The following is a 23,354-nucleotide window of genomic DNA, read 5'->3' on the forward strand; positions in this document are numbered from 1 at the left end:
CGTGACCGACACCACCCCGACCGAGTTCCGCATCGAGCACGACACCATGGGCGAGGTACGGGTGCCGAAGTCGGCGCTCTACCGTGCCCAGACCCAGCGCGCCGTCGAGAACTTCCCCATCTCGGGCACCGGGCTCGAGTCGGCGCAGATCGTGGCGCTCGCACGGATCAAGCGGGCGGCGGCCATCGTGAACGGTGAACTCGGCATCGTCGAGCCCGCCGTCGCCGACGCCATCGCCGGCGCGGCCGACCTGATCATCGACGGCCAGCACCACGACCAGTTCCCGGTCGACGTCTACCAGACCGGCAGCGGCACGTCGTCGAACATGAACATGAACGAGGTGCTCGCGACACTGGCGTCCGACATCGCGGGCTCGGCGGTGCACCCGAACGACCACGTCAACGCCTCGCAGTCGTCGAACGACGTCTTCCCCACCTCCGTGCACGTCGCCGTGACCGAGGCGCTCCTCCGCACCCTCGTGCCTGCCCTCGAGCACCTCGCCGAGTCTCTCGAAGCGAAAGCCACGCTGTGGGCCGACGCGGTGAAGTCCGGCCGGACGCACCTGATGGACGCCACGCCCGTCACCCTCGGGCAGGAGTTCGGCGGCTACGCACGCCAGATCCGCCTGGGCGTCGAGCGGGTGCAGGCGACGCTCCCCCGCGTCGCCGAGGTCCCGCTCGGCGGCACCGCGGTCGGCACCGGCATCAACACCCCCAAGGGCTTCCCGCAGCGGGTCATCGCCCAGCTCGCGAGCGACACCGACCTGCCGATCACCGAGGCCGTCGACCACTTCGAGGCGCAGGGCGCGCGTGACGCCCTGGTCGAGGCCTCCGGTGCGCTCAAGGTGCTCGCCGTCAGCCTGACGAAGATCAACAACGACCTGCGCTGGATGGGCTCCGGTCCGAACACCGGCCTGGGCGAGCTGCACATCCCCGACCTGCAGCCCGGCTCCTCGATCATGCCGGGCAAGGTGAACCCGGTGATCCCCGAGGCCACCCTGATGGTCGGCGCCCGGGTCATCGGCAACGACGCCACCATCGCGTGGGCCGGTGCCTCGGGTGCGTTCGAGCTGAACGTCGCCATCCCGGTGATGGGCACGGCGCTGCTCGAGTCGATCCGCCTGCTGGCGAACAGCTCGCGGGTGCTCGCGGACAAGACCATCGACGGGCTGCAGGCGAACCTCGAGCGTGCCCGCGCCTTCGCGGAGTCCTCGCCGTCGATCGTCACCCCGCTCAACCGGGTCATCGGCTACGAGGCAGCGGCGAAGGTCGCGAAGTACGCCGTCGCCGAGGGCATCACCGTGCGCGAAGCCGTCGTGGCCCTCGGCCACGTCGAGCGCGGCGAGGTCACCGAGGCGCAGCTCGACGAGGCGCTCGACGTCCTGAGCATGACCCACCCGAAGTAGCGCGACGCTCCTGACGCACCCCCAGGACGGACGGGAGGCCCGGTGCCAGCTGGCACCGGGCCTCCCGTCCGTCTGATGGCGGCTCTGCCCGCCTCACGCGCTGAGCGACAGGTCACGCGTCCGGAAGTGCGTGACCTGTCGGTGAGCGCGAAAACCCGTCAGTGTCTGCCGCGCTACACCAGATCCGGCGAGTCCAGCAGGTCCGTGACCAGAGCGGCGATCGCGGAGCGCTCGGACCGCGTCAGCGTGACGTGCGCGAAGAGCGGGTGCCCCTTGAGCCGCTCGATGACGGACGCGATCCCGTCGTGCCGGCCGACCCGCAGGTTGTCGCGCTGCGCGACGTCGTGGGTGAGCACGACCCGTGAGTTCTGACCGATGCGGGAGAGCATCGTGAGCAGCACGTTCCGCTCGAGCGACTGCGCCTCGTCGACGATCACGAAGGCGTCGTGCAGGGAGCGGCCGCGGATGTGGGTCAGGGGCAGCACCTCGATCAGGCCGCGCTCGATCACCTCGTCGAGGACGTTGTCCGACACCACCGACCCGAGGGTGTCGTAGACGGCCTGCGCCCACGGGTTCATCTTCTCGCCGGCGTCGCCGGGCAGGAAGCCGAGGTCCTGCCCGCCCACGGCGTACAGCGGCCGGAACACCATGATCTTCTTGTGCTGCTGTCGTTCGAGCACCGCTTCGAGTCCGGCGCACAGGGCGAGCGCCGACTTGCCCGTTCCGGCGCTGCCGCCGAGCGAGACGATGCCGATCTCGGAGTCGAGCAGCGCGTCGATGGCGAGCCGCTGCTCGGCCGAGCGCCCGCGGAGGCCGAAGACCTCGCGGTCGCCGCGCACCAGGGCGACGGCGCCGGCGACGTGCACGCGGCCGAGGGCCGATCCGCGTTCGGAGTGGATGACGACGCCGGTGTTCACCGGGACGCCGTCGAGCTTCGAGGACCGGATCTCCTCCTTCTCGTACAGGTCGGACATCTGCTCGCCGGACACCTGCAGGTCGGCGATGCCGGTGTAGCCCGAGTCGACCGCGAGTTCGGCGCGGTACTCCTCCGCCGCCATGCCGATCGACGACGCCTTGACCCGGAGCGGCAGGTCCTTCGACACGACCACGACGTCGAGTCCGTCGTTCTTGAGGTTCGACGCGACGGCGAGGATGCGGGAGTCGTTGTCGCCGAGCTGCAGGCCCGACGGCAGGACGGACTGGTTGGAGTGGTTCAGTTCGACGCGGAACGAGCCGCCGTCGCCGATCGCGATCGGGAAGTCGAGCCGCTCGTGCTCGATGCGCAGTTCGTCGAGCAGCCGGAGGGCCTGCCGGGCGAAGTACCCGATCTCCGGGTCGTTGCGCTTCGCCTCGAGTTCGCTGACGACCACCACGGGCAGGACCACGGCGTGCTCGGCGAAGCGGAACAAGGCCCGCGGATCGCTGAGGAGCACCGATGTGTCGAGCACGTACGTGCGCTGGGCGACCGATGTGGACGAGTCCGCGGTGTGCTGCTGCTGTGCTCCGCGAGAGACGTTCTGAGAGGTCACGACCACTCCATCCCCGGGCCGCGACGGGCCCGGTCCTGTCCTCGAACGCGGCCACGGAGCGGGTCCCGAAGCACCGACTGTGGCCGCTTCGATCGGGCGCGGTGCCCGATGGGGACAACGTACGTCCGGCCCCCGACACCCCGACAGCGACACGCGGTTTCCGGAGTTACGGTCGCGTGAACAACGCGAGCGCGGCTCGCGACGCCGCGCGCGGCGGTGGCGGCGCCGAGCGGTCACGGACCGTCGGCTGCGACGGCGCCAGCCGACAGGTGGTGACCACCCGGCGGACGTGAGCGGGGTGCCGTGACCGCTCGCGGGACGCGGACGGGAGGCCCGTGGCGGCCTGGCACCGCGCCTCCAGGCCGTCCGGTGGTCGCGACTCGTCGCGCGCGCAGCGCCGACTGGTCACGATCTGTCGGCTGCGACGGCCCCGGCCGACAGATGGTGACCACTCGGCGGACGTGAGCGGGGTGTCGTGACCGCTCGCGGGACGCGGACGGGAGGCAGCAAGCGCAGCAGCCCAGCCGCTGCTACTGCATCGTGGCGTACGAGACGCAGGCGTCGCGGAACATGTCCAGGGTCTCGTCGGTGGTCGACGGGAACACGGACACCCGCGCGACGCCGAGCCGCGTGGTCGCGGTGACGCCGTGGTTGTGCATCGCGGCGGACAGGGCCGTCACGCGACCCTGTGTCGGCCGGAGCACCACGATGCCGGCGCGCTCGGCCGGGTCGCGGCTGGACTCGACCTCGAGCCCGAACTCGTCGGCGATGGCGAACACGCGCTCGACGCGGTCGGTGACCCGCTCCTGCACGGCGGCGACGCCGACCGCGGTGAGACGCTCGAGCGACACCGCGAGCCGGGCCTGGGCGACCGGGTCGATGCGGGACATCTGGAAGCCGGCGGCCCCCGGACGCACCGCGGGGACCTCGGTGGGCCAGCCGGACGTGCCGTGCGGGCCGGACAGCGCCGGACGGATCCGGTTCAGCGCACGGTCGCTGAACGCCACGAACCCGGTGCCCCACCCGGCGTGCAACCACTTCTGCCCGCCGGTGGCGACGACGTCGGCGACCTCGTACGGGGCGTCGACGACGCCGAAGCCCTGGATCGCGTCGACGATGAGCAGGCGGTCACCGATGACCTCGCGGATGGCCGCGAGGTCGGTCAGGTAGCCGGTGCGCCAGTCGACCAGGGACACCGCGACGGCGGTCACCTCGTCGGACAGGCGCTCACGGATCAGCTCGGGGGTCACCCAGCCGGCACCCGACTCGATGACGACGGGCTGTACCCGTCCACCGGTGGCCGAGGCGGCGCTGGCCAGTGCGAGCGGCAGCGACGGGTACTCGTCGGCGGACACGAGCACACCCCCGGTCAGACCGAACGCGGTGTGCAGCAGGCCAGGGGTCGTCGCGGCCTGCGAGACGACCTGGTCCTCGCGGCGGCCGACCAGGCGGGCGGCGACGGTGCGGACGCGGGCGTCCTGCTCGTCGAGGGTCTCCATCGCGCCGAAGCGCATGTGTGCCTGGATGGTGCCGAGCACACGCTGCTCCTCGAGCACGGCGGTCTGCACGGGGCCGAACGCAGCGTGGTCGAGGTAACCGGGGTCTTCGGAGAAGCCGGCGGCGTACTCGTCGATGTTCACAGGTGGTGCACCTTTCACAGGGTTGAACCCTGAGAGCCTACTGGGACGCGGCTCCGCCGACGAACCCGGTGCGGGAGGTGGCTGGTCAGCCGCCGAAGCGACGCGACCGGAGGCCGAAGTCGCGGACCGCCCGGAGGAAGTCGACCTCGCGCAGGTCCGGGTAGAAGGCCTCGACGAAGTAGAACTCGCTGTGCGCGCTCTGCCACAGCATGAAGTCGGAGAGCCGCTGCTCGCCCGAGGTCCGGATCACCAGGTCGGGGTCGGGCTGGCCCTGCGTGTACAGGTGGTCGCCGATGAGCTCCGGCGTCAGGACCTCGGCCAGGGTATCGATGGTGCCGCCACCCGCGCCGTGCGCCTGCACGATGCTGCGCATGGCGTCCGCGATCTCACGGCGGCCGCCGTACCCGACGGCCAGGTTGACGTGGAGGCCGGTGCGGCCGGCGGTGCGCTGCTCGGCCTGTTCGAGCGCGGTCACCAGGTTGTCCGGCAGCCCCTCGTTCGACCCGACGTGCTGCACGCGCCAGTCGCGGTTGTCGGCCAGGACCCCGGCGAGGTCGGCGATGATCCCCACGAGCTCCTCGAGCTCCTCGCCGCCGCGACCCGTCAGGTTGTCGGCCGACAGCAGGTACAGCGTCACGACCTCGATGCCGAGGTCGTCGCACCACGTCAGGAACTCCGGGATCTTCGCGGCGCCGGCGCGGTGGCCGTGTGCGGCGGACTCGAGTCCGAGCTGCTTCGCCCAGCGGCGGTTGCCGTCCACGATCATGGCAACGTGCTTGGGCTTCGCTGCACCCTCGAGCTGGCGGCGGATCCGGCGCTGGTAGGCGCGGTAGAGGATCCCTCGCCCTGTCCATCCCGCCGTCCCGGTCACGCACCGAGCGTAGTGCACCACCGACGCCGGATCCCTGAGGCTCCCGCTCTGCGGACACGTGGCTGTCGTTCGGGGTCAGGCCCTATGGTCGGGACCATGCAGGACGAGCACGAGACCGGAACACTCCCCCACGTCCCGTTCACGGAAGAGGCGTCGGCGACCGCGACCGCCGCCGAACCCCGTCCGGCCTGGCGCGGCTGGATCCACCTCGGTGCGTTCCCGTTCGCGATCGCGATGGGGGTCGTCCTGATCACCCTCGCCGACAGCACCGCGGCGAAGGTCGGCAGCGCGGTGTTCATGGCGACGTCGCTCGCGATGTTCGGTGTCTCCGCGACCTACCACCGGTTCCCGTGGGGGCCGAAGGTGAAGGCCGTGCTGAAGCGCATCGACCACACCAACATCCTGCTGCTCATCGCCGGCACCTACACGCCCGTCGCGATCTGCGCCCTGCCGCACACGCTCATGGTCGTCGTGCTCTGGGTGATGTGGTCGGGCGCGGCGCTCGGCATCGCGTTCCGGGTGCTCTGGATCAACGCGCCCCGCTGGCTGTACGTCCCGATCTACCTGGTGCTCGGGTGCGCTGCCCTCGGACTGCTGCCGCAGTTCTTCGCGGCGAGCGTCCCGATGACCGTGCTCATCCTGTCCGGCGGCGTCGCGTACATCATCGGCGCGCTGGTCTACGGCTTCAAGCGGCCGAACCCGGTGCCGACGCAGTTCGGGTTCCACGAGGTGTTCCACGCCCTGACCGTGGTGGCGTTCGGTGCGCAGTGGGTCGGCGTGCTCATCGTCGCGCTGGACCCGGTGCGCTGACCGTCGCACGTTCCTTCCCAGAACGGGTGCGATGCCTGGTGGTTCCGGGCGTACTCACCAGGAAGTTCCGACCAGGTACGCCCGGTTCGACCAGGTACGCCCGGTTCCGGTCGGCGCGCCTGGTTCCGGTATGCGCGCGCGCAAGGCGGACGGGAGGCCCGTGGCGGGATCGCCACGGGCCTCCCGTCTGCCCTGCAGTCGCGTCAGCCGCGCTCGGTGTCGTCGCCGACGTCGGCCCGGCCGTCCTCGGCCGCCCGCCGCTCCGGCTCGTCCGTCGCGGTCCCGTCGCCCGCGGTGCCGTTCGCCTCGGCCTCGAGCCGCTCACGCACCTCGGCGCGGTAGCGGGTCCGGCGGATGCGTCGGGTCATGTCCACCACGAGCAGGATCGTCACGATCGCGACGAGTGCGATCGCGATGAACCCGACGACACCCGGGGTGACGTCGACGTCGGGGACGACCGAGGGGCTGGGACTGGGGGTGGCGGCGAGTGCCGCCGCGATGGTGCTCACGAGGTCGGTTCCTTGTCGGCTGGGATCCCGGCGAACAGGTCGGTCTCCGGGAGCTCGGTCGGCACGCGTGCCTCCACGAGCTGGTAGTCCTCGGTCGGCCACACCGTCGCGAGGAGGTCGTTCGGCCAGTAGAAGAAGGCGCTGTCCGGTGCGACCTGGCTGGCGTGCGCGCGGAGTGCGGCGTCACGCTGGTCGAAGTACTCGTGCACGTCGACGTGGGTGGTGGCGAGGTCGGGCCGGTCGGCGAACCGCTCGACCCACTCGCGCAGCTGCTCGATGGCGGGGCTGTCCGGGTCGCGCTCCTGCAGGGCTTCGAAGATCGTGCTGAAGCGGCGCGGGTTCATCGTGCGCTCGTAGTAGAGCTTCGCGATCGACCACGGGGCACCGGCGGACGGGTACGCCGACGGGTCGGCGGCGGCGGACCACGCGGCCATCGACACCTCGTGCGTGCGGATGTGGTCGGGGTGCGGGTAGCCGCCGTTCTCGTCGTAGGTGACGAGCACGTGCGGGCGGAACCGGCGGATCACGCGGACGAGGGCCTCGGTGCTGTACTCGAGCGGCACCGTGGAGAACGTGCCCGGCCGGACCGTCTCGCCCTTCTCGGCGTCGGGCAGCCCCGAGTCGTGGTATCCGAGCCACACGTGGTCGATGCCGAGCGCCTGCTGCGCCGCGGCCATCTCGGTGCGGCGGTACCCGGCCATGTCACGGTGGGCACGGCTCGTGGCCGGCTCGCCGAGCTGGTCGTTCAGGATGTCGCCGGCCTCGCCGCCGGTGCAGGACACGACGAGCACCTGGTGCCCGTCGGCCACGTACTTCGCGGCGGTCGCGGCACCCTTGCTCGACTCGTCGTCGGGGTGGGCGTGGACGGCCAGCAGACGGTAGGGCACGTGGGGTTCCTCACTGCGGGTGAGCGGCGTCGGACGCGGGCAGCGCACAGCATCGCGTGAACTACCCTGGGATCAGGATATCCACCCCGGGAGCCCCGAACTGTCCGAACAGACCCAGACCGCCACCCTCGATGAGCGCTACGGCCGCACCCCGGCCCGCAAGCGCCGCAGCCGCCTCTTCGCGATCGTCGCGGCCATCGCGGTCGTCGTGGTCTTCGGTGCGTGGGTGATCTGGGCCGGGCTCGACCAGTCCGACCGCGGCCTCGACCAGGACGTCATCGGGTACGAGGTGTTGTCCGAGCACAGCACCGTCGTCCACTCGCAGGTGTCCGTCGACCCGGGCGTCGAGGCGAAGTGCGCCGTGCAGGTCCTCGACAAGAGCTACTCGATCGTGGGCTGGAAGGAGATCACCGTGCCGGCGTCCGAACAGCGCAGCCGGAGCATCTCCACGCAGGTCACCACGACCACGCGGGGCGTGACCGGGTTGATCCACGACTGCTGGATTCCCTAGACTGTCCTGATTCGCCTCTCGAGACCGACCACTCGGCCGGTCTCGTTTTTTCATGGTCGAAGGGACAGAACATGAGCAACGACACGCAGGTCACCTGGCTGACCCAGGAGGCGCACGACCGTCTCAAGGCGGAGCTCGACGAGCTGAGCGGCGAGGGCCGTGCCGAGATCGCGCGCCGCATCGAGGCCGCTCGCGAAGAGGGCGACCTCAAGGAGAACGGCGGCTACCACGCCGCGAAGGACGAGCAGGGCAAGATCGAGGCCCGCATCCGCGTCCTCACCGAGCTCCTGAAGCACGCCACCGTCAGCGAAGCCGAGTTCGACGGCACCGTCGAGCCGGGCACCGTCGTCACGGCGGTCATCGCCGGCGACGAGTCCACCTTCCTGGTCGGCAGCCGCGAGATCGTCGCCGAGGGCTCGGACCTGACGGTCTACAGCCCGGTCAGCCCCGTCGGCGCGGCCATCGTCGGCCTCAAGGCCGGCGACAAGGCCACGTACACGGCGCCGAACGGCAAGGAGATCGCCGTCGAGGTCGTCAAGATCGAGCGCTACGAGCCGTAGACCCGGCCACTGCAGACAGGAGGCCCGTGGCGACACCGCCACGGGCCTCCTGTCTGTCCGCTGGTCGCGCCCAGGGCGCGCACCACAATTCCGACAGTCCACGCGTCGAACGACTCGTGGATCGTCGCGGACTAGTGCTCGAGCAGCTCCGGGCGGAAGCCGACCTCGTGCAGGCGCTGGATGACCTCCTGCGCGTGCTCGGGTCCGCGCGCCTCGATCGACAGGTCCAGGGCGACCTCGTTGATGACCAGGCCCTGCCCGTGGCGGGTGTGCAGCACCTCGACCACGTTCGCGCCGGCGTCCGAGATGACCTGCGCGACGCGGGCGAGCTGACCCGGGCGGTCCGGCAGCATGATGCGGATGCCGATGTAGCGCGAGGCGGCGACGAGCCCGCGGGTGATCACGCGCTCCATCATGAGCGGGTCGATGTTGCCGCCGCTCAGCAGCACCACGGTGCGACCCGTGTCGCGGACGGCGCCGGACATGATCGCGGCGACGCCGACGGCCCCCGCTGCCTCGACCACGAGCTTGGCGCGCTCGAGCAGGACGAGCAGGGCGCGGGCGGTGTCGTCGTCCGAGACGGTGACGATGTCGTCGACCAGGTCGCGGATGATCGGGAAGTTCAGGTCGCCGGGGCGCGCCACCGCGATGCCGTCGGAGATGGTCGGCTTCGTGGTGATGGTGACGGGCTCACCGGCGGTGATCGACGACGGGTATGCCGCGGCGTTCTCGGCCTGCACGCCGATGACCCGGATCGGCCGTCCGAGCCGTTCGGCCATGCCCTTCACGGCGAGCGCGATGCCGGAGATGACACCGCCGCCACCGATCGGCACGACGACGGTGTCGACGTCCGGCACCTGGTCGATGATCTCGAGGCCGAGCGTGCCCTGCCCGGCGATCACGGCAGGGTGGTCGAACGGCGGGATGAACACGGCGCCGGTGTGGGCGGCGAAGTCCTTCGCGGCGCTCAACGCCTCCTCCACGGAGTGGCCGCGCAGTACGACATCGGCGCCGTAGTGGCGGGTGGCCTGCAGCTTGGGCAGGGCGACGCCGACCGGCGTGAAGATCGTCGCGGGGATGCCGAGCTCGCGGGCGGCGAGGGCGACACCCTGCGCGTGGTTGCCGGCACTCGCGGCGACGACGCCCTTGGCACGCTGCTCGGCGGACAGGGTCGAGAGGCGGTTGTAGGCACCGCGCACCTTGTACGCACCGGTGCGCTGCAGGTTCTCGCACTTCAGGTGCACCGGCGACCCGAGCAGCTCGGCGAGGAACTGCGACGTCTCCATCGGGGTGACGCGTGCGACGCCCTTGATGGTCTCGCGCGCCGCCTCGATGTCCGCGAGGGTCGGGATCGCGGCGAGCGTGTGCGGGGAGGCGCTGGTGTCGGTCACTCCCCCATCATCGTCGCTCCGGGCCGCCGCGGCGAACTCGTGTGACGCTCAGTTGGTGCTGGCGGTGCCTTCTTCGGCCGAGGGACCGGCGTCGACGCCCGGCGCCGGGACGTCGTCGCCGACCTGGTGCCGACGGCGTCGGAGCAACTGGATCTGCCCGTGCTGCCCCCGCTTCGGCGTCGCTTCGAGCACGTGGTCGGAGTCGAGCCGTCGCCAGCGTCCGCTCGCGATGGTGGTGACCATGGCGTTCAGCGTCGCGATCAGCGGCACGGCGAAGAACGCTCCGGCGATGCCGGCGAGCCCGGAGGCCGCGGTGACGCCGAGGACGACCGCCAGCGGGTGGACCTTGACCGCGTTGCCCATGACGAGCGGCTGCAGGATGTGGCCCTCGATCTGCTGGACCAGCAGGACGACGCCGAGCACCAGGACCGCCGCGAGGGGACCGTTGAAGATCAGCGCGACGAACACCGCCAGGAAGCCGGTGACGATGGCGCCGACGACCGGGATGAAGGCGCCGAGGAACACGAAGGCGGCGATCGGGATCACCAGCGGCATGCCGCCGAAGAAGAGCCCGACGATGAAGGCGCCGAGGCCGATGCCCACGGCGTCGACGAAGGCGACGAAGATCTGCACCCGGATGAAGCTCGTCAGGGTGATCCAGCCGGCGACACCGGCGCCGTCGACCGCCGCGCGCGCCTTCTTCGGGAACAGCCGGACGGACCAGCGCCAGACGTTCTTGCCGTCGATCAGCAGGAAGATCGTGGTGAACAGGATGATGAAGAGCGACGCGAACGCGTGCGTCGCACCCGAGCCCGCGCTGGCGACCCCGGACAGGATCGACGCGGAGTTGTCCTGCAGCCACTTCGTGCCGTCGTCGAGCCAGCCGTTCACGTCGGACTGACTGATGCCGAAGCCCGAGTTGAGGACGAAGTCCTTGATGTTCGCGTACTGGTCGACCGTCCGGTCACGCAGGGACGGGTACGACGCGACGACCTGGTCGACGACGAGCCAGATGAGGCCACCCAGGGCCGCGATGCCGCTGAGCAGGCTCAGCACGACGGCGAGCCACTTCGGCACGCGGTGCCGCTGCAGCCAGTTCGAGACCGGCACGAGGAGCGCCGAGACCACGATGCCGACCAGGAACGGGATGAGGATCTCGCTGAAGACCGTGACGAGCCAGATGAAGACGGCGATCACGCCGACGACGACGAGCGCTCGCCACGACCACGCGCCGGCGATGCGCACGCCGACCGGGACGGATTCCTCGACCACGGGGTCGGGGTGCGTCTGCTTGCTTCCCCATGCCATGGGCCCGAGTGTAGCCATGTGCCTCGCGTCAGGTGCCGTATGCGGCATACGTTCGTGGACCCTCATGTCGGCGGGGTTCGGTAGCGTCGCGGCATGCCCAGGTCGACGCTCTCCGCCGCCGAGGCCCGCCGGGTCGCACTCGCCGCGCAGGGGTTCGGACGGCCACCCGCCGAGCCGGTCTCGACCCGTGCGCTGAACACCGCGTTCGGCCGGCTCGGGCTGTTGCAGATCGACTCCGTCAACGTGTTCGAACGCAGCCACTACCTGCCGCTCTTCGCCCGGCTCGGGGCCTACGACCGGTCGACGCTCGACCGGCTGACGCTCGGACGGTCGGGTCCCTACACCGAGTACTGGGCGCACGAGGCGGCGTTCATCCCCCGCGACGACCTGCGGCTGTTCCGGTGGCGGATGGACGCCCTGCGGGAGCGGGACGCCGGCCCGACCCGGGTCGACGGCGTCACCCGGACCGCTGCCGTCCGGCGCGAACTGCACGCCCTGCTCCGGGCCGAGGGGCCGATGCGGGCGAGCGCGGTGGAGCACGAATCGAACGTGCGTCGCGGCCCCTGGTGGGGGTGGAGCGACGTGAAGCTCGGGCTCGAGCAGATGTTCCGCTGGGGCGAGGCGGTGAGCGCCGGACGGACCGGGTTCGAGCGGGTGTACGCCCTGCCCGAGCAGGTGCTGCCCGCGGGCTTCCTCGAGACCGCCCCGCCGCGTGCCGATGCCGTGCTCGAGCTCGTGCGCCAGGCCACACGGGCGCTCGGCATCGGCACCCGAGCGGACATCGCGGACTACTACCGGCTGCGCTCCGACGACACGGCCACGGCGATCGCCGACCTCACCGACGCCGGCGAGCTCCTGCCGGTGCGGGTCGAGGGCTGGGGCGAGCGGGCCTGGCTGCACGCGGGGGCCCGGGTCCCCCGGCAGCTGACGGCGGACGCGGTGCTGAGCCCCTTCGACCCGGTCGTCTGGTTCCGGCGGCGGGCCGAGCGCATGTACGGCTTCCACTACCGGATCGAGATCTACACGCCGGCGCCGAAGCGGGTGTTCGGCTACTACGTGCTGCCGGTGCTGCAGGACGACCGGCTCGTCGGGCGGATCGACCTGAAGAGCGACCGGCAGCGCGGTGTGCTCCGCGTCCGGACCGCGTGGCAGGAACCCGGCGAGCACCTGGACCCCGAGCGGCTCGCCGACACACTGCGACGGACCGCGAGCTGGCAGGGCCTCGGCGCGATCGAGGTGACCGACCGAGGAACCGCTGCTGCGGCAGTCGCCGGGGCGCTCGGAGTGCCCCTGGTGCCGCACGAGTCCGCTGACGACGCGGACACCCCCGAACCGATCGAGACGGCCGACGACACGGCCGCCGACGGCATCGGCTGACCCGTCAGAACCGGTCGGCGTTCGCTCGCAGCCGCGCGATGCGGTCGGGCAGCGGCGGGTGCGTCGAGAACAGTCGGTCCATCACACCGGGGCGCATCGGGTCGGCGATCCACAGGTGCGCCATCGAGGAGTTCTGCGTCTGCATCGGTCGGCCGTACGCGCCGAGCTTCTCGAGGGCCCGGGCCAGGCCCTCCGGGTGCCGGGTCGTCATCGCACCCGTCGCGTCGGCCAGGTACTCGCGCTGCCGGGACACCGCCGCCTGGACGCCGGCCGCCGCGATCGGGGCCACGATGACGGCGACGATCCCGGCGATGAGCAGCACCGGATTGGCGCTGCCGCCGTTGTCCGAGTTGCGGTTCCGCCCGCCGGACAGGCCGCTGAAGATCGAGATGCGGAGCAGGACGTCGGCGATGAGGCCGACGGCCACGACGAGTCCGAAGACCATCGTGGACACCCGGATGTCGTAGTTCCGGACGTGTCCGAGCTCGTGCGCCATCACGCCCTGCAGCTCCTGGTCGTCCATGAGCTCGAGCAGCCCCGTCGTCGCCGCCACCACCGCGTGCTCCGGGTCACGCCCGGTGGCGAAGGCGTTCGGCGAGGGATCGGGGATGACGAACACCCGGGGCATCGGCATGCCGGTCGCGATGGCCAGGTTCTCGACGGTGCGCCACAGCCGTGGTTCCGAGACGCGGTCGACCTCGACCCCGCCGGCGATCGCGGTGGCCTGCCGTGCCGCCAGGAAGTACTGCAGCACCGCGTACCCGAGCGCGACCACGAGCACGATGAAGCCGATCGAGACGTTGCCGGCGAGGTACCCGCCGAGGAACCCGAGCGCGCCGATGATCAGCAGGAACACCAGGACGATGACCACGGTGTTGCGCTTGTTCCGCGCGATGGCGCTGTACACGTCGGATCCGACGCTGGGGTCAGAACTGGACGCGCGGCGGCTCGGCGATGGCCGCCGGCTCGTTCGTCTCGAAGAACGGGGCCTCGGAGAAACCGCGGTTCTTCGCGAACGTGGAGTTCGGGAACACCCGGATCTTCGTGTTCAGCTCACGCACGCCACCGTTGTAGAAGCGGCGGGCGGCCTGGATCTTGTCCTCGGTGTCGACGAGCTCGGACTGCAGCTGCAGGAAGTTCTGGCTCGACTGCAGCTGCGGGTACCCCTCGGCCACCGCGAAGACGCTCTTGAGCGCCTTCTGCATGTGCCCCTCGGCGGTGGAGGCCGTGTCGGCGTCACCGGCGGACAGGGTCTCGGCGCGGGCCTTCGTCACGTCGTCGAAGACCGCCTTCTCGTGCGTGGCGTACCCCTTGACCGTGTCCACGATGGTGGGGATGAGGTCGGCGCGGCGCTTCAGCTGCACCGAGATGTCGCTCCAGGCCTCGTCGACCCGGACCTTGAGCGTGACGAGGGAGTTGTACGTCACCCAGAGGTAGATCCCGATGATCACCAGGACGACCACCACCACTCCGACGACGATGAGCGTCGTGACGAGTCCGGTGTCCATGCGGGCGTACTCCTTTGCGCGTCGGGATCCGCGGTGCTGCGTTGGCCTGAACGGCCATCGTGAAGTCTATCGACGCACTGAGCATGCTCCGTTCCGTGAGCAGTGTTCACGGGCGATTCCCGAGTCACGCACACCGGGTTCCCGGACTGCGGCCCGATCCCGAACCTCATCCGCGAGGTGTATTGACCGGAGGCCGCCGATCCCGTGGGATGGGTCTGGTGAACACGACCGGGGAGAACGTGGACGAGAGGGCTGTCGGGGGCGACAGCCCTCGTCGTCGTCCCCGCTTCGCCCTGCTCGCAGCTGCGACGACGGTCCTCGTCGCCGCCCTCCTCGGCGCCGCCGCCCCGGCCATCGCGGTCGCCGCGGACGGCACGTCGGTCGACGCTGCCGCTGCGGACGCCCCGGCAGCACCCGCCGCCCGGGTGACGTCACGACGGCGACGACGCGCTTCCACGGCACCGGCACCCCCGGGCACACCGTCCGGGTGACCGGCCCGGCCGCGACGGGTTCGTCCGGGTGCACGACCCGGGTGGATCCGAACGGTTCCTGGGCCTGCCTCGGCACCGTCCACTCCGGCCCGCAACAGGTCTTCACGGTGCGCGACCTCGTCGCCGCACTGCCCGTCGCGAGCGCACCGGCCTCGGACGTCATCGTCCCGCCGACCCTGGCGGCCGCCGGGCCCACCGGCGGCACGGTCTCCGGCACGGGGTACCCCGGATCGACGGTGCTGCTGTCGGTGTCCGGCTCCTCGGCCCAGCAGACCGCCCGGGTCGGTGCGGACGGCCGGTGGGTGGCCGCCCTCGGGTCGCTCGCCGACGGCCGGTTCACCGTCACCGCGTCGCAGACCGCCAGCACGGCGCGCGGCTACCGGTCCGACCTGCGGAGCGCCGCGTCCGCTCCCGTGACGGTCACGGTCGACCGCACGGCGCCCGCTGCCCCACGCATCACCTCACCGGACGACGGCCAGCGGATCGGCACCCGCTCGACGACGGTGGCCGGGACCGGTGAGCCGGGCGCCCGCGTGACCGTGTACGTCGACCGTGCACCGGTGTGCGGCGTGGTGGTCGCGTCGGACGCCTCGTGGTCGTGCTCCACCGCGGGGTCGACGCTGCGCGCCGGCGGGCACCAGCTCACCGCGACGCAGCACGACGTCGCCGGCAACTACTCCCGGTCGTCGGCCGCCGTCCGGGTCACGGTGTGGTCCACCACCACGGCCCCGACCGCCACACCGACCCCGGGCGCCACGGACGCCCCGGGGACGCCGGGTACGTCGACGCCGGGGTCCGGCGCGACGACGGGCACCCCCGGCGCGACCGGCCACGGCAGAACCGGCGACGGCAACGGCACGAACGCCGCCGGTCACGGGGGCAACGGCGGCAACGGCAACGGCAACGACGACGGCGGCGCAGCAGGCCCCGGCAACGGCAACGGCCCCAGCGACGGCACCGGCAGCACCCCGGCCGGCGTCGGCAGCGCCGGAGGCCACCCCGACTGGTCCGGCCCCGCCGGCGACTGGACCGCGGCGACCACCTACGACCGCACCGTCCCGACCATCCAGGCCGCGTTCTCGTGGAAGACCGTCCTGGTCGCCACCGCCGTCGCCGCCGGGTTCCTCCTGCTGATCGCCGCCCCGCTCGCCCTCGTGGCCGCGGCCACCCGGGGTCGCCTCCGCTCGCCGTTCGCCGGGCTGCTCGGCCGCAACCGCTCGCGGTCGGACCGCGCACGCGGCGACGACGTCCTGCCGACCTGGGCGTCGATCACCATCGCGGTGTCCGTCACGGCGCTGTGCACCCTGCTCGGGGTGGGCGTCGAGCTCGAGGCCCGCTACGCCCGTCTGGCGATCGCCGTCCTCGCCGGGACCGGGGTCCTGACCGCCGCCGTCGTGTTCGCCACGCGGTGGGCAGCCGGCAGCGACCATCGAACCGTCGGGTTCCGGGTGTCGCCGTGGCTCGTGCTCGCAGCCCTCGTGGCGTGCGGCGTCACCCGCGCGGCGGACCTGTCCCCCGCACTCATCGTCGGGGTCGTCCTCGTGCCGTCCGTCCGCCCCGATCTGGGGACCGGCCCGCTCCGCCTGGGCACCGAGATCACCACGAGCGCCCGGGGTGCGACCTGGCGGGTGTTGGCGCTGCTCGGACTCGCCGCGGCCGGCTGGGTGCTGCACAGCCTGCTCGCGGGCGGTGGCTTCTGGGTGTCGCTCGGGTCGGAGTTCGCCATCACGCTGTGCGTCGGCGGCCTCGGTGCCGTCGTCGCGACCCTGCTGCCCGTCGCGGGGTCCGCCGGCAGTGCACTGCTCGCCGCCTCCCGTGGCCGGTACGTCGCGCTCGCGGTGGTCGCCGTCGCGCTGACCACCGCGGTCTACTCGGGGACGACCGGCACGCACGCCGCACCCGCCCTGCTCGTCGGCATCGCCGCGGCCTGCGTGGCGGCCGCGATCGCGGCCCTGGTCTGGCTGCGCACCGACCGGCGCGCGGCCCGCGTCTGACCCGAGCCGGGCCTCCAGAGCGGCGCACCGCACCACCGGTCGGACAGAAGACGCACATCCGGGCCGGTTCGCGGACAGCGGGCTAGTGTGACGAACGGTGCTGGTCGCACCGCACGGAGGACGTTCGCCGTCCCGCACGGACGACCGACGCCGCACCGGACCAGCGGTGCAGCAGTGCCGCGCGACCGGTGCCCGCGCAGCACCGACGGTGTGCACCGCACGACCGCGGCAGGAGCGATGATGACCGACACCCGACCCGACCCGGAACCCCACGCCGACACCCGGTCCGACTACGACGCGACACGCTTCCGCGAGGTGTTCGAGGGCAGCTTCACCTACGCGAACGGCTTCGCCCGCAACACCCACCGCTTCGCCGGCCGACCCGCGCTCCGCGAGCCGGAGACGGACCGCTCGTGGACCTACGCCGAGCTCGGCGACGCCGTCGACCGGATCGCCGGGTGGCTCGTCCGGCACGGTGGCGGACGGGGTTCCGTCGTGATGGTCGAGCTGTTCAACTCACCCGAGTTCGCGATGCTCTACCTGGCCTGCCACCGTATCGGCGCCGTGTTCTCGCCGACGAACTTCCGGCTCGCCCCGGACGAGGTCGCGTTCATCATCGAGGACTCCGCACCCGCCGTCCTGGTGCACGACACCGAGCGGACGAGTGCGATCACCGCCGCGATCGAGTCCTCGCCGCACCGGCCGAACCAGGTCGTCCCGGTCCGCGGCGACCACGACCGGTTCGCCGAGCTGCTCGCGTCCGAGCCCGTCTCCCCCGAGGAACTCGCGGCGGTCGGCCCGCGCAGCACCTACGACGAGTCCACCCGGCTCTACACCTCGGGCACCACCGGTCGTCCGAAGCCCGTCCCGCTGCCGAGCCTGGTCGAGGTGCTCAGCGCGCACGACGTGGTCATGCACTTCCCGCTCAGTCCGTTCGACAAGACGCTCAACATGTCGCCGCTGTTCCACCGTGGCGGCCTGTACTCGGGCGGCCCGAACCCGGTGTTCTACGTCGGCGCGGAACTCACGACGCTGCGCCACTTCGACGCCGACCGGGTGCTCGACCTGGTCGAGTCCGAGCGCCTGACGTTCCTGATCGGGGCCCCGCCGAACCTGGTGCAGCTCGCCGACGCGCAGGAACGCCGGGCGCGGGACCTGTCGAGCCTCAACGGCATCGTCACGATGGGCGCGCCGCTCGACCGTGCCGCGGCACTGCGGTACCAGGAGCTGCTGTCGCCGCGGATCTTCAACGGCTACGGCACCACCGAGACCTTCTGGAACACGTTCCTGCGCCCCGAGGACTTCCCGGACGGCGCCGGGTCCACCGGTCGCGCATCGACCGACGACGACGTCGCCGTCGTCCGCGTGCACGAGGACCGTCTGGCCGACCCGACCGACACGGTGGCGAAGGACGGCACCGAGATCGGGGAGTTCGCCGTCCGCACCGTGAAGTCCGGCTACTCGTACCGGAACCCCGGGCTCGAGGCCGAGAAGTTCGCGAACGGCTGGTTCTACCCGGGCGACCTCGCCACCTGGGACGAGCACGAGCGGGTGACGATCGTGGGCCGCAAGGACGACATGGTCATCTCCGGCGGCGAGAACGTGCACCCCGTCCAGGTCGAGGCGGTGCTGCAGGAGCACCCCGGGGTCGCCGACTCCATCGTGGTGGGTGTGCCGGACCCGCGGTGGGGCGAGGTCGTCACGGCGTACGTCGTCCGTGCCGGCGACCGGCTGCCGGCCGACGACACCGAGGCAGCCGCCGCGCTCGAGGACTGGACGGGGTCCCACCCGGGCCTCGCCCGGTACAAGCGCCCGCGGCGGTACCGCTTCGTCACGGACCTCCCCTACAACGCCACCGGCAAGAAGGTGCACTACCTGGCGAAGGACACGGCCGCGGCGGACCAGGCAGCCGGCCGGCTGATCGAGCCGTAGCGGGCCCGGTACCCGAGCGGTGACGGCCTGGAGGCCCGTGGCGGCGCCGCCACGGGCCTCCCGTCCGTCAGCTGGTCGCGTCCACCGCACGCCGGGGCGCGTTGCGGGCGAAGAGGCCGGGCAGCAGCCCGCCGATCTTCGTCCCGATGCACAGGCTGACGAAGGTCGCGAGCGGGGTCGCGAGCGCCTCGGGATCGAAGGTGGCCACCGCCACCAGCCCGACCGTCCCCGGCACGAGCAGCAGGAACGCCGGGAAGAACGACACCGTCGCCGGGATCGCCGGCACGAGCCGCTCGAGCAACCGGGTCGCGACGAACAGCAGCGCCGCTGCGGCCCCGGTCGCGACGACGCTGCCCCAGAGCGGCGTCGTCGTGCTCACCACGGCGTAGGCGGTGACCATGACCGCCACCGACACGAGCGTCAGGCGCCACCCGGACCGGAACACCAGACCGAGCCCGACCGCGAGCACCACGACGGCGACCCACGACACCCAGTACGCGGGCACGGACTCCCAGCCGGCCAGGTCGGTGCCGACCCCCGCGACCTCGCCGACGAGCGCGGCCGACGACGGGTCGACGTGCAACCCGGTCAGGGCGCTGCCGGACGCGATGCCGGCGGCCATGAAGCCGAGCATGATGAGCCCCTGCACCAGTCGCGACGACCCGGTGACGATGTCGGCGGCGGTGAGTTCGAGCAACGCGTTGGTGATGAGCGCGCCCGGGACGAACACCGCCACCGGGGCGCAGACCGCGAAGAGCGGGACCTGCTCGAACCCGGTGCCCGCGGCGACCAGGCCGACGATCGCCGTCGACACGAACGCGGCCAGGAACGGGATGATCGCCACGGCCTCGCGGAAGCGCCGGAGGACCAGTCCGATCACGCCGACCAGGCCGCCGACGACGAGCGCCAGGACGATCGCCCACCAGGGGCAGCGGAAGACGACGGCCAGGCCGGCCGAGGTCAGGGCGTTGCCGAGGATCCACGGCAGCGCGGGCGGTGGGACGGTGCCGGCCCGGATGGCCCGGACGCGGGCGGGGATCTCGGCGAGGGCGATGGAGCCGCTCTCGAGCCCGAGCACGACGCGGTTGGCGCGGGCGGCCTGGCGGGACGACAGTTCGACGCCCTCGGCGTTGACGATGGTGGCGGCGCCCGTCGAGACCTCGCTCACCATCACCAGGGCGGGCAGGACGCCGATCGCGAGCGTCGGTCCGACCCCGGCGGCGTCCCGGGCCTTCTCGAGCGCCGACCGGACGTCGGTGACGGAGCTGCCGGCGTCCAGGAGCAGGGCTCCGAGGGTGCCGAGGAGCATGCCGACCGGGACGCTCTCACCGTCGACGACCTCGACGTGTGCCTCCGGTCGGCGGAGGGCGTTCTGCAGGTTGGCGAGTGCGCTTCCGAGTCCGACCACGATCGTCGATGCTACTCGGCGGCGAGCCGGTCGTGCAGTCGCGCCGTCTTCGCGGGATGGCGACGGTCCGCGGGCCGGGAGGCACGTGGCGGGCCGGTCCCGCGCCTCCAGTCCGATGCCCAGGGCGCCCCGATCCCACCGTCGAAGCGACAGATGGCAGGACCATCGCTCGGACTGTGCGGCCGGAGCGACAGAACGACGCGAACTGTTCGCAGAGTTCTGTCGCTTTCGCAGCGGCACGCGGCGGGCGCCACGCGGCGGGCGCCGCGCCAGAGCCTCGGCGGTACCCCCGGTGGGACTCGAACCCACAACTCAGCGATTTTAAGTCGCGTGCCTCTACCGATTGGGCCACGGGGGCGGGCCGGAACAGCCTACCGATGCACGAAGGCGGCCACCCTTCACAGGTGACCGCCTTCGTGACGAGCGTTGCTACTTGGCGTCGGCCGGGGCCGTCACCGGCTCGGGGGCGTTGGAGACGTCCTTCGCGGGCTCGCCGTAGACGGGGCCGGCGGCACCGGCGACCTTGCCCTCTTCCGGAGCCGGGGCTGCGGCGGGCGCGGCCGGGGCCTCGGCGGCGGGCTTCGGACGGGACGCGAACGCCTCGAACGCGGCACGCGGGGTCTCGCGGTCGTCGAGCGACACGATGTCGCGGCCCAGGAAGAAGCCACCGACCCAGTCGCCGATGACGCGCCACTTGCGCTCCCACGACGGCATGGCCAGGCCGTGGTAGCCGCGGTGGGCACCCCAGGCCAGGAAGCCCTTCATGGCGAACTTGCCGGACTGGAACACACCGGTGCCGAGGCCGAGACCCGCGACGGCGCCGAGGTTCTCGTGCTTGTAGTCGGTCGTCGCCTCGCCACGGATGGTCGCGACGACGTTCTTCGCGAGCTGCTTGGCCTGGCGCACGGCGTGCTGGGCGTTCGGCACGCAGAACCCGCCGACACCGCCACCGGTCAGGTCCGGCACGGCTGCGACGTCGCCGCAGGCCCATGCGTCGGCGATCACGCCGTTGTCGTCCACCACGCGCAGGTCGGGCTGCACGCGGATGCGGCCACGCTGCTCGAGCGGGAAGTCGGTGCCCTTGACCATCGGGTTCGCCATGACGCCGGCGGTCCAGATGATGAGGTCGGACGGGATGGTCTCGATCGCGCCGTCGCTCGTCTTGAGCTCGCAGACGCCACCCACGGCCGAGGCCAGCTGGGTCTCGAGGTGCACGGTCGCGCCACGCTCGGCGAGGTTCTTGAGCACCCAGTGCGAGGTCTCGAGCGAGACCTCGGGCATGATGCGGCCCATCGCCTCGACCAGGTGGAAGTGCGTGTCGTCGAAGGACAGCTGCGGGTGGCTCTTCAGCAGGTCGGTGACGAAGGAGCGGAGCTCGGCGAACACCTCGATGCCGGCGAAGCCACCACCGACGACGACGACGGTGAGCAGGCGGTCGCGCTCGGGACCGGCCGGCAGGTTCGCCGCCTTGTGGAAGTTGCTGAGGATGCGGTCACGGATCGACGCGGCTTCCTCGATGGTCTTCAGGCCGATGGCCTCGTCCGCGACGCCCGGGATCGGGAACGTGCGGGACACCGCGCCGGCGGTCATGACGATCTGGTCGTAGGACTCCTCCCACGCCTCGCCCTCGGTCGGGGTGATCGTCGCCGTCTTGGTGGCGTGGTCGACCTTGGTGACCTTCGCCGTGACGACGCGGGTCTTCTTGAGGTGACGACGGTGCGCGACGACCGCGTGACGCGGCTCGATGGAACCGGCGGCGACCTCGGGCAGGAACGGCTGGTACGTCATGTACGGCAGCGGGTCCACCATGACGACCTCGGCTTCGCCCTGGCGAAGGTGCTTCTCGAGCTTCCATGCGGTGTAGAAACCGGCGTAACCGCCGCCGACGACGAGGATCTTGGGCACGGGGGATGATCTCCTTGGATGGGGGTGTGCGGGAGTCGGGTCAGACTTCGCCGCCACCCGCCCCGACTCCAGCGTCTGCACCGTCATCATACGCCCGGCACTCACACCGGGAGGGCGACCAGTCCGCGCGCTCGAGCGCGAGGTCGCCGATGGGGTTGACGCCGGGTCCGGCGGCGAGGGCGTGGCCGACGAGGGCGTGCAGGCACTTCACGCGGGTGGGCATGCCCCCGGCGCTGATGCCGTCGATCTCGTCGACGTGTTCGATCGACTCGCGATCGGCCAGGTACGACTCGTGGGCCGCGCGGTACTGCGCGGCGACTTCGGGGTCCTCGAGCAGGGCTGCCAGCTCGGGCATCACCTGGTTGGCCTCGAGGGTGCTGACCGCAGCGGTGGCCGCGGGGTGGCACAGGTAGTAGAACGTCGGGAACGGGGTGCCGTTCGACAGCCGGGGCTTCGTGGAGACGACGGTGGGGTTGCCACAGACGCAGCGTGCCGCGATCCCGATGACGTCACGTGCCGGTCGGCCGAGCTGCGCCGACACGACCTGGACGTCGCGGTCGGAGGGCGGGTCGAAGGGAGGGGTCGTCACGGGAACGTGAGCCTACCGGAGAAGCGGAACCCCTCGCACCGTCGGCCCGGACGGCTCCGCGCCCCGCGGTTCGGACTACTTGCTGTCGCCCGTGCCGGAGACGTCGGGGGCGACGAGGTCGGCGGCACGCTCGTCCGTCAGTCCGGACTGCAGCACCGACGAGAGCATCGCCTGCACCCAGTCGACCTTGGGCGTCTGCACCTTCGCGCTCACGGGGGTGCCGGAGTCGGTGGTGGGGGTCGTGTCGGCGCCGTCGTCCTCGGCGCCCATCACGAGGTAGCTCTCCTCGCCCGGGTACACGTAGAGCAGTCGGTCGCGGGCCTGGGCCTCGATGTAGGCCGGGTCGTCCCAGCGTGCGACGTCCTTCTTCTTCTGTGAAACGTCGGCCTTCTGGCTCGCGACCTCCTGCTGCTGCTGGGCGATCTGCTCCTGCTGCTGGATGAGCGTCCGGAGCGACGGCGCGAGCACCACCACGAACAGCACGATGATCGCGAGCATGAGCAGGCTGAACCCGGAGAAGTGGATCGAGCGGTACCAGGGCTGCGCGGAGGTGCTGCCGTCGGGCATCGCCACGGGGACGCGGCGGACGCGGGGCTTCTGGCTGGGCACGGTCCGACGATAACCCGGAGCGGACGGTCCGCCCGCCCGGCACGCGGCCGTTCGGCGCCCTCCCAGCGTCTCGCGTCGTCCGGGTGAGGCAGCCGGGAGGCACGGCTCCGGCCCGCCCGT

The 23,354-nt window shown here is 71.7% G+C and carries 21 protein-coding genes and 1 tRNA gene; 8 read left to right on the forward strand and 14 right to left on the reverse strand.

The window, feature by feature from the left end; genetic code table 11:
• Window position 1: 1 nt before the first annotated feature.
• Window positions 2-1,405 carry an aspartate ammonia-lyase gene (locus DEJ21_RS04760; RefSeq protein WP_111223865.1) on the forward strand — a complete coding sequence of 468 codons (1,404 nt, stop codon included), beginning with the start codon at window positions 2-4 and terminating at the stop codon, window positions 1,403-1,405.
• A 173-nt stretch (window positions 1,406-1,578) separates the two neighbouring features.
• Here the strand turns inward: DEJ21_RS04760 and DEJ21_RS04765 are convergent, their stop codons facing one another.
• The 3 genes from DEJ21_RS04765 to DEJ21_RS04775 all read right to left on the reverse strand — a co-directional run bounded on the left by DEJ21_RS04765 (window position 1,579) and on the right by DEJ21_RS04775 (window position 5,445).
• Window positions 1,579-2,940, reverse strand: coding sequence for a PhoH family protein (locus tag DEJ21_RS04765; protein ID WP_181433317.1), 1,362 nt, complete (start codon window positions 2,938-2,940; stop codon window positions 1,579-1,581).
• Between the two features lie 524 nt (window positions 2,941-3,464).
• Complete coding sequence (locus DEJ21_RS04770; RefSeq protein WP_071406125.1) at window positions 3,465-4,574, reverse strand: aminotransferase class V-fold PLP-dependent enzyme; 1,110 nt, start codon at window positions 4,572-4,574, stop codon at window positions 3,465-3,467.
• Window positions 4,575-4,659: 85 nt separating this feature from the next.
• Window positions 4,660-5,445, reverse strand: a complete 786-nt coding sequence (locus DEJ21_RS04775; protein WP_110864496.1) for an isoprenyl transferase — start codon at window positions 5,443-5,445, stop codon at window positions 4,660-4,662.
• 96 nt (window positions 5,446-5,541) lie between these two features.
• Here DEJ21_RS04775 and DEJ21_RS04780 point away from each other — a divergent pair, with 96 nt between their 5' ends.
• On the forward strand, window positions 5,542-6,255 hold the full coding sequence (locus DEJ21_RS04780; RefSeq protein ID WP_258374878.1) for a hemolysin III family protein: 714 nt from the start codon (window positions 5,542-5,544) through the stop codon (window positions 6,253-6,255).
• A gap of 203 nt (window positions 6,256-6,458) precedes the next feature.
• Here DEJ21_RS04780 and DEJ21_RS04785 read toward each other — a convergent pair whose 3' ends face one another.
• Together DEJ21_RS04785 and mca are read right to left on the reverse strand one after the other, a co-directional pair.
• On the reverse strand, window positions 6,459-6,764 hold the full coding sequence (locus DEJ21_RS04785) for a hypothetical protein (RefSeq protein WP_017886736.1): 306 nt from the start codon (window positions 6,762-6,764) through the stop codon (window positions 6,459-6,461).
• Entirely contained in the window at window positions 6,761-7,651 is an 891-nt protein-coding gene (gene mca / locus DEJ21_RS04790; RefSeq protein WP_027464504.1) for a mycothiol conjugate amidase Mca, read from the reverse strand. Before mca ends, DEJ21_RS04785 begins: the two co-directional genes overlap by 4 nt.
• 19 nt (window positions 7,652-7,670) lie before the next feature.
• On the opposite strand from mca, the gene DEJ21_RS04795 reads away from it, so the two are divergent.
• Both DEJ21_RS04795 and greA read left to right on the forward strand, forming a co-directional pair.
• On the forward strand, window positions 7,671-8,162 hold the full coding sequence (locus DEJ21_RS04795; protein WP_051596498.1) for a DUF4307 domain-containing protein: 492 nt from the start codon (window positions 7,671-7,673) through the stop codon (window positions 8,160-8,162).
• A 71-nt stretch (window positions 8,163-8,233) separates the two neighbouring features.
• Window positions 8,234-8,722, forward strand: a complete 489-nt coding sequence (greA, locus tag DEJ21_RS04800; RefSeq protein ID WP_017886739.1) for a transcription elongation factor GreA — start codon at window positions 8,234-8,236, stop codon at window positions 8,720-8,722.
• Window positions 8,723-8,853: 131 nt separating this feature from the next.
• Here the strand turns inward: greA and ilvA are convergent, their stop codons facing one another.
• A complete protein-coding gene (gene ilvA / locus DEJ21_RS04805) occupies window positions 8,854-10,113 on the reverse strand; it encodes a threonine ammonia-lyase (RefSeq protein WP_071406124.1) in 1,260 nt (419 codons plus the stop codon).
• A gap of 48 nt (window positions 10,114-10,161) precedes the next feature.
• A complete protein-coding gene (locus DEJ21_RS04810) occupies window positions 10,162-11,421 on the reverse strand; it encodes an AI-2E family transporter (RefSeq protein ID WP_258374879.1) in 1,260 nt (419 codons plus the stop codon).
• 93 nt (window positions 11,422-11,514) lie between these two features.
• On the opposite strand from DEJ21_RS04810, the gene DEJ21_RS04815 reads away from it, so the two are divergent.
• Complete coding sequence (locus DEJ21_RS04815) at window positions 11,515-12,798, forward strand: winged helix-turn-helix domain-containing protein (protein WP_111223868.1); 1,284 nt, start codon at window positions 11,515-11,517, stop codon at window positions 12,796-12,798.
• 4 nt (window positions 12,799-12,802) lie between these two features.
• On the opposite strand, the gene DEJ21_RS04820 is transcribed toward DEJ21_RS04815, so the two are convergent.
• Window positions 12,803-13,705, reverse strand: coding sequence for a M48 family metalloprotease (locus DEJ21_RS04820; RefSeq protein ID WP_111088256.1), 903 nt, complete (start codon window positions 13,703-13,705; stop codon window positions 12,803-12,805).
• 19 nt (window positions 13,706-13,724) lie between these two features.
• Entirely contained in the window at window positions 13,725-14,306 is a 582-nt protein-coding gene (locus DEJ21_RS04825; protein WP_027464499.1) for a LemA family protein, read from the reverse strand.
• A 218-nt stretch (window positions 14,307-14,524) separates the two neighbouring features.
• Between DEJ21_RS04825 and DEJ21_RS04830 the strand changes: the two genes are divergently transcribed.
• The 3 genes from DEJ21_RS04830 to DEJ21_RS04840 all read left to right on the forward strand — a co-directional run bounded on the left by DEJ21_RS04830 (window position 14,525) and on the right by DEJ21_RS04840 (window position 18,723).
• Window positions 14,525-14,797: a hypothetical protein gene (locus DEJ21_RS04830; protein WP_146247696.1), complete on the forward strand. Its 273-nt coding sequence runs from the start codon at window positions 14,525-14,527 to the stop codon at window positions 14,795-14,797.
• Between the two features lie 107 nt (window positions 14,798-14,904).
• Window positions 14,905-16,791, forward strand: coding sequence for an Ig-like domain-containing protein (locus DEJ21_RS04835; RefSeq protein WP_146247697.1), 1,887 nt, complete (start codon window positions 14,905-14,907; stop codon window positions 16,789-16,791).
• 240 nt (window positions 16,792-17,031) lie between these two features.
• Entirely contained in the window at window positions 17,032-18,723 is a 1,692-nt protein-coding gene (locus tag DEJ21_RS04840) for a class I adenylate-forming enzyme family protein (RefSeq protein WP_111223931.1), read from the forward strand.
• Window positions 18,724-18,790: 67 nt separating this feature from the next.
• On the opposite strand, the gene DEJ21_RS04845 is transcribed toward DEJ21_RS04840, so the two are convergent.
• The 5 genes from DEJ21_RS04845 to DEJ21_RS04865 form a co-directional block, all read right to left on the reverse strand.
• Window positions 18,791-20,131, reverse strand: coding sequence for a threonine/serine exporter family protein (locus tag DEJ21_RS04845; protein WP_027464496.1), 1,341 nt, complete (start codon window positions 20,129-20,131; stop codon window positions 18,791-18,793).
• 284 nt (window positions 20,132-20,415) lie between these two features.
• A tRNA-Leu gene (locus DEJ21_RS04850) sits at window positions 20,416-20,489 on the reverse strand.
• Between the two features lie 71 nt (window positions 20,490-20,560).
• Window positions 20,561-22,036: an NAD(P)/FAD-dependent oxidoreductase gene (locus DEJ21_RS04855; RefSeq protein WP_017886746.1), complete on the reverse strand. Its 1,476-nt coding sequence runs from the start codon at window positions 22,034-22,036 to the stop codon at window positions 20,561-20,563.
• A gap of 40 nt (window positions 22,037-22,076) precedes the next feature.
• Entirely contained in the window at window positions 22,077-22,625 is a 549-nt protein-coding gene (locus tag DEJ21_RS04860; RefSeq protein ID WP_071406119.1) for a DUF501 domain-containing protein, read from the reverse strand.
• A gap of 75 nt (window positions 22,626-22,700) precedes the next feature.
• A complete protein-coding gene (locus DEJ21_RS04865; protein ID WP_111223871.1) occupies window positions 22,701-23,234 on the reverse strand; it encodes a septum formation initiator family protein in 534 nt (177 codons plus the stop codon).
• Window positions 23,235-23,354 lie beyond the last annotated feature (120 nt).

Origin of the sequence: Curtobacterium sp. MCSS17_006 (genome assembly GCF_003234215.1) — a bacterium.
Lineage (GTDB): Bacteria > Actinomycetota > Actinomycetes > Actinomycetales > Microbacteriaceae > Curtobacterium > Curtobacterium flaccumfaciens.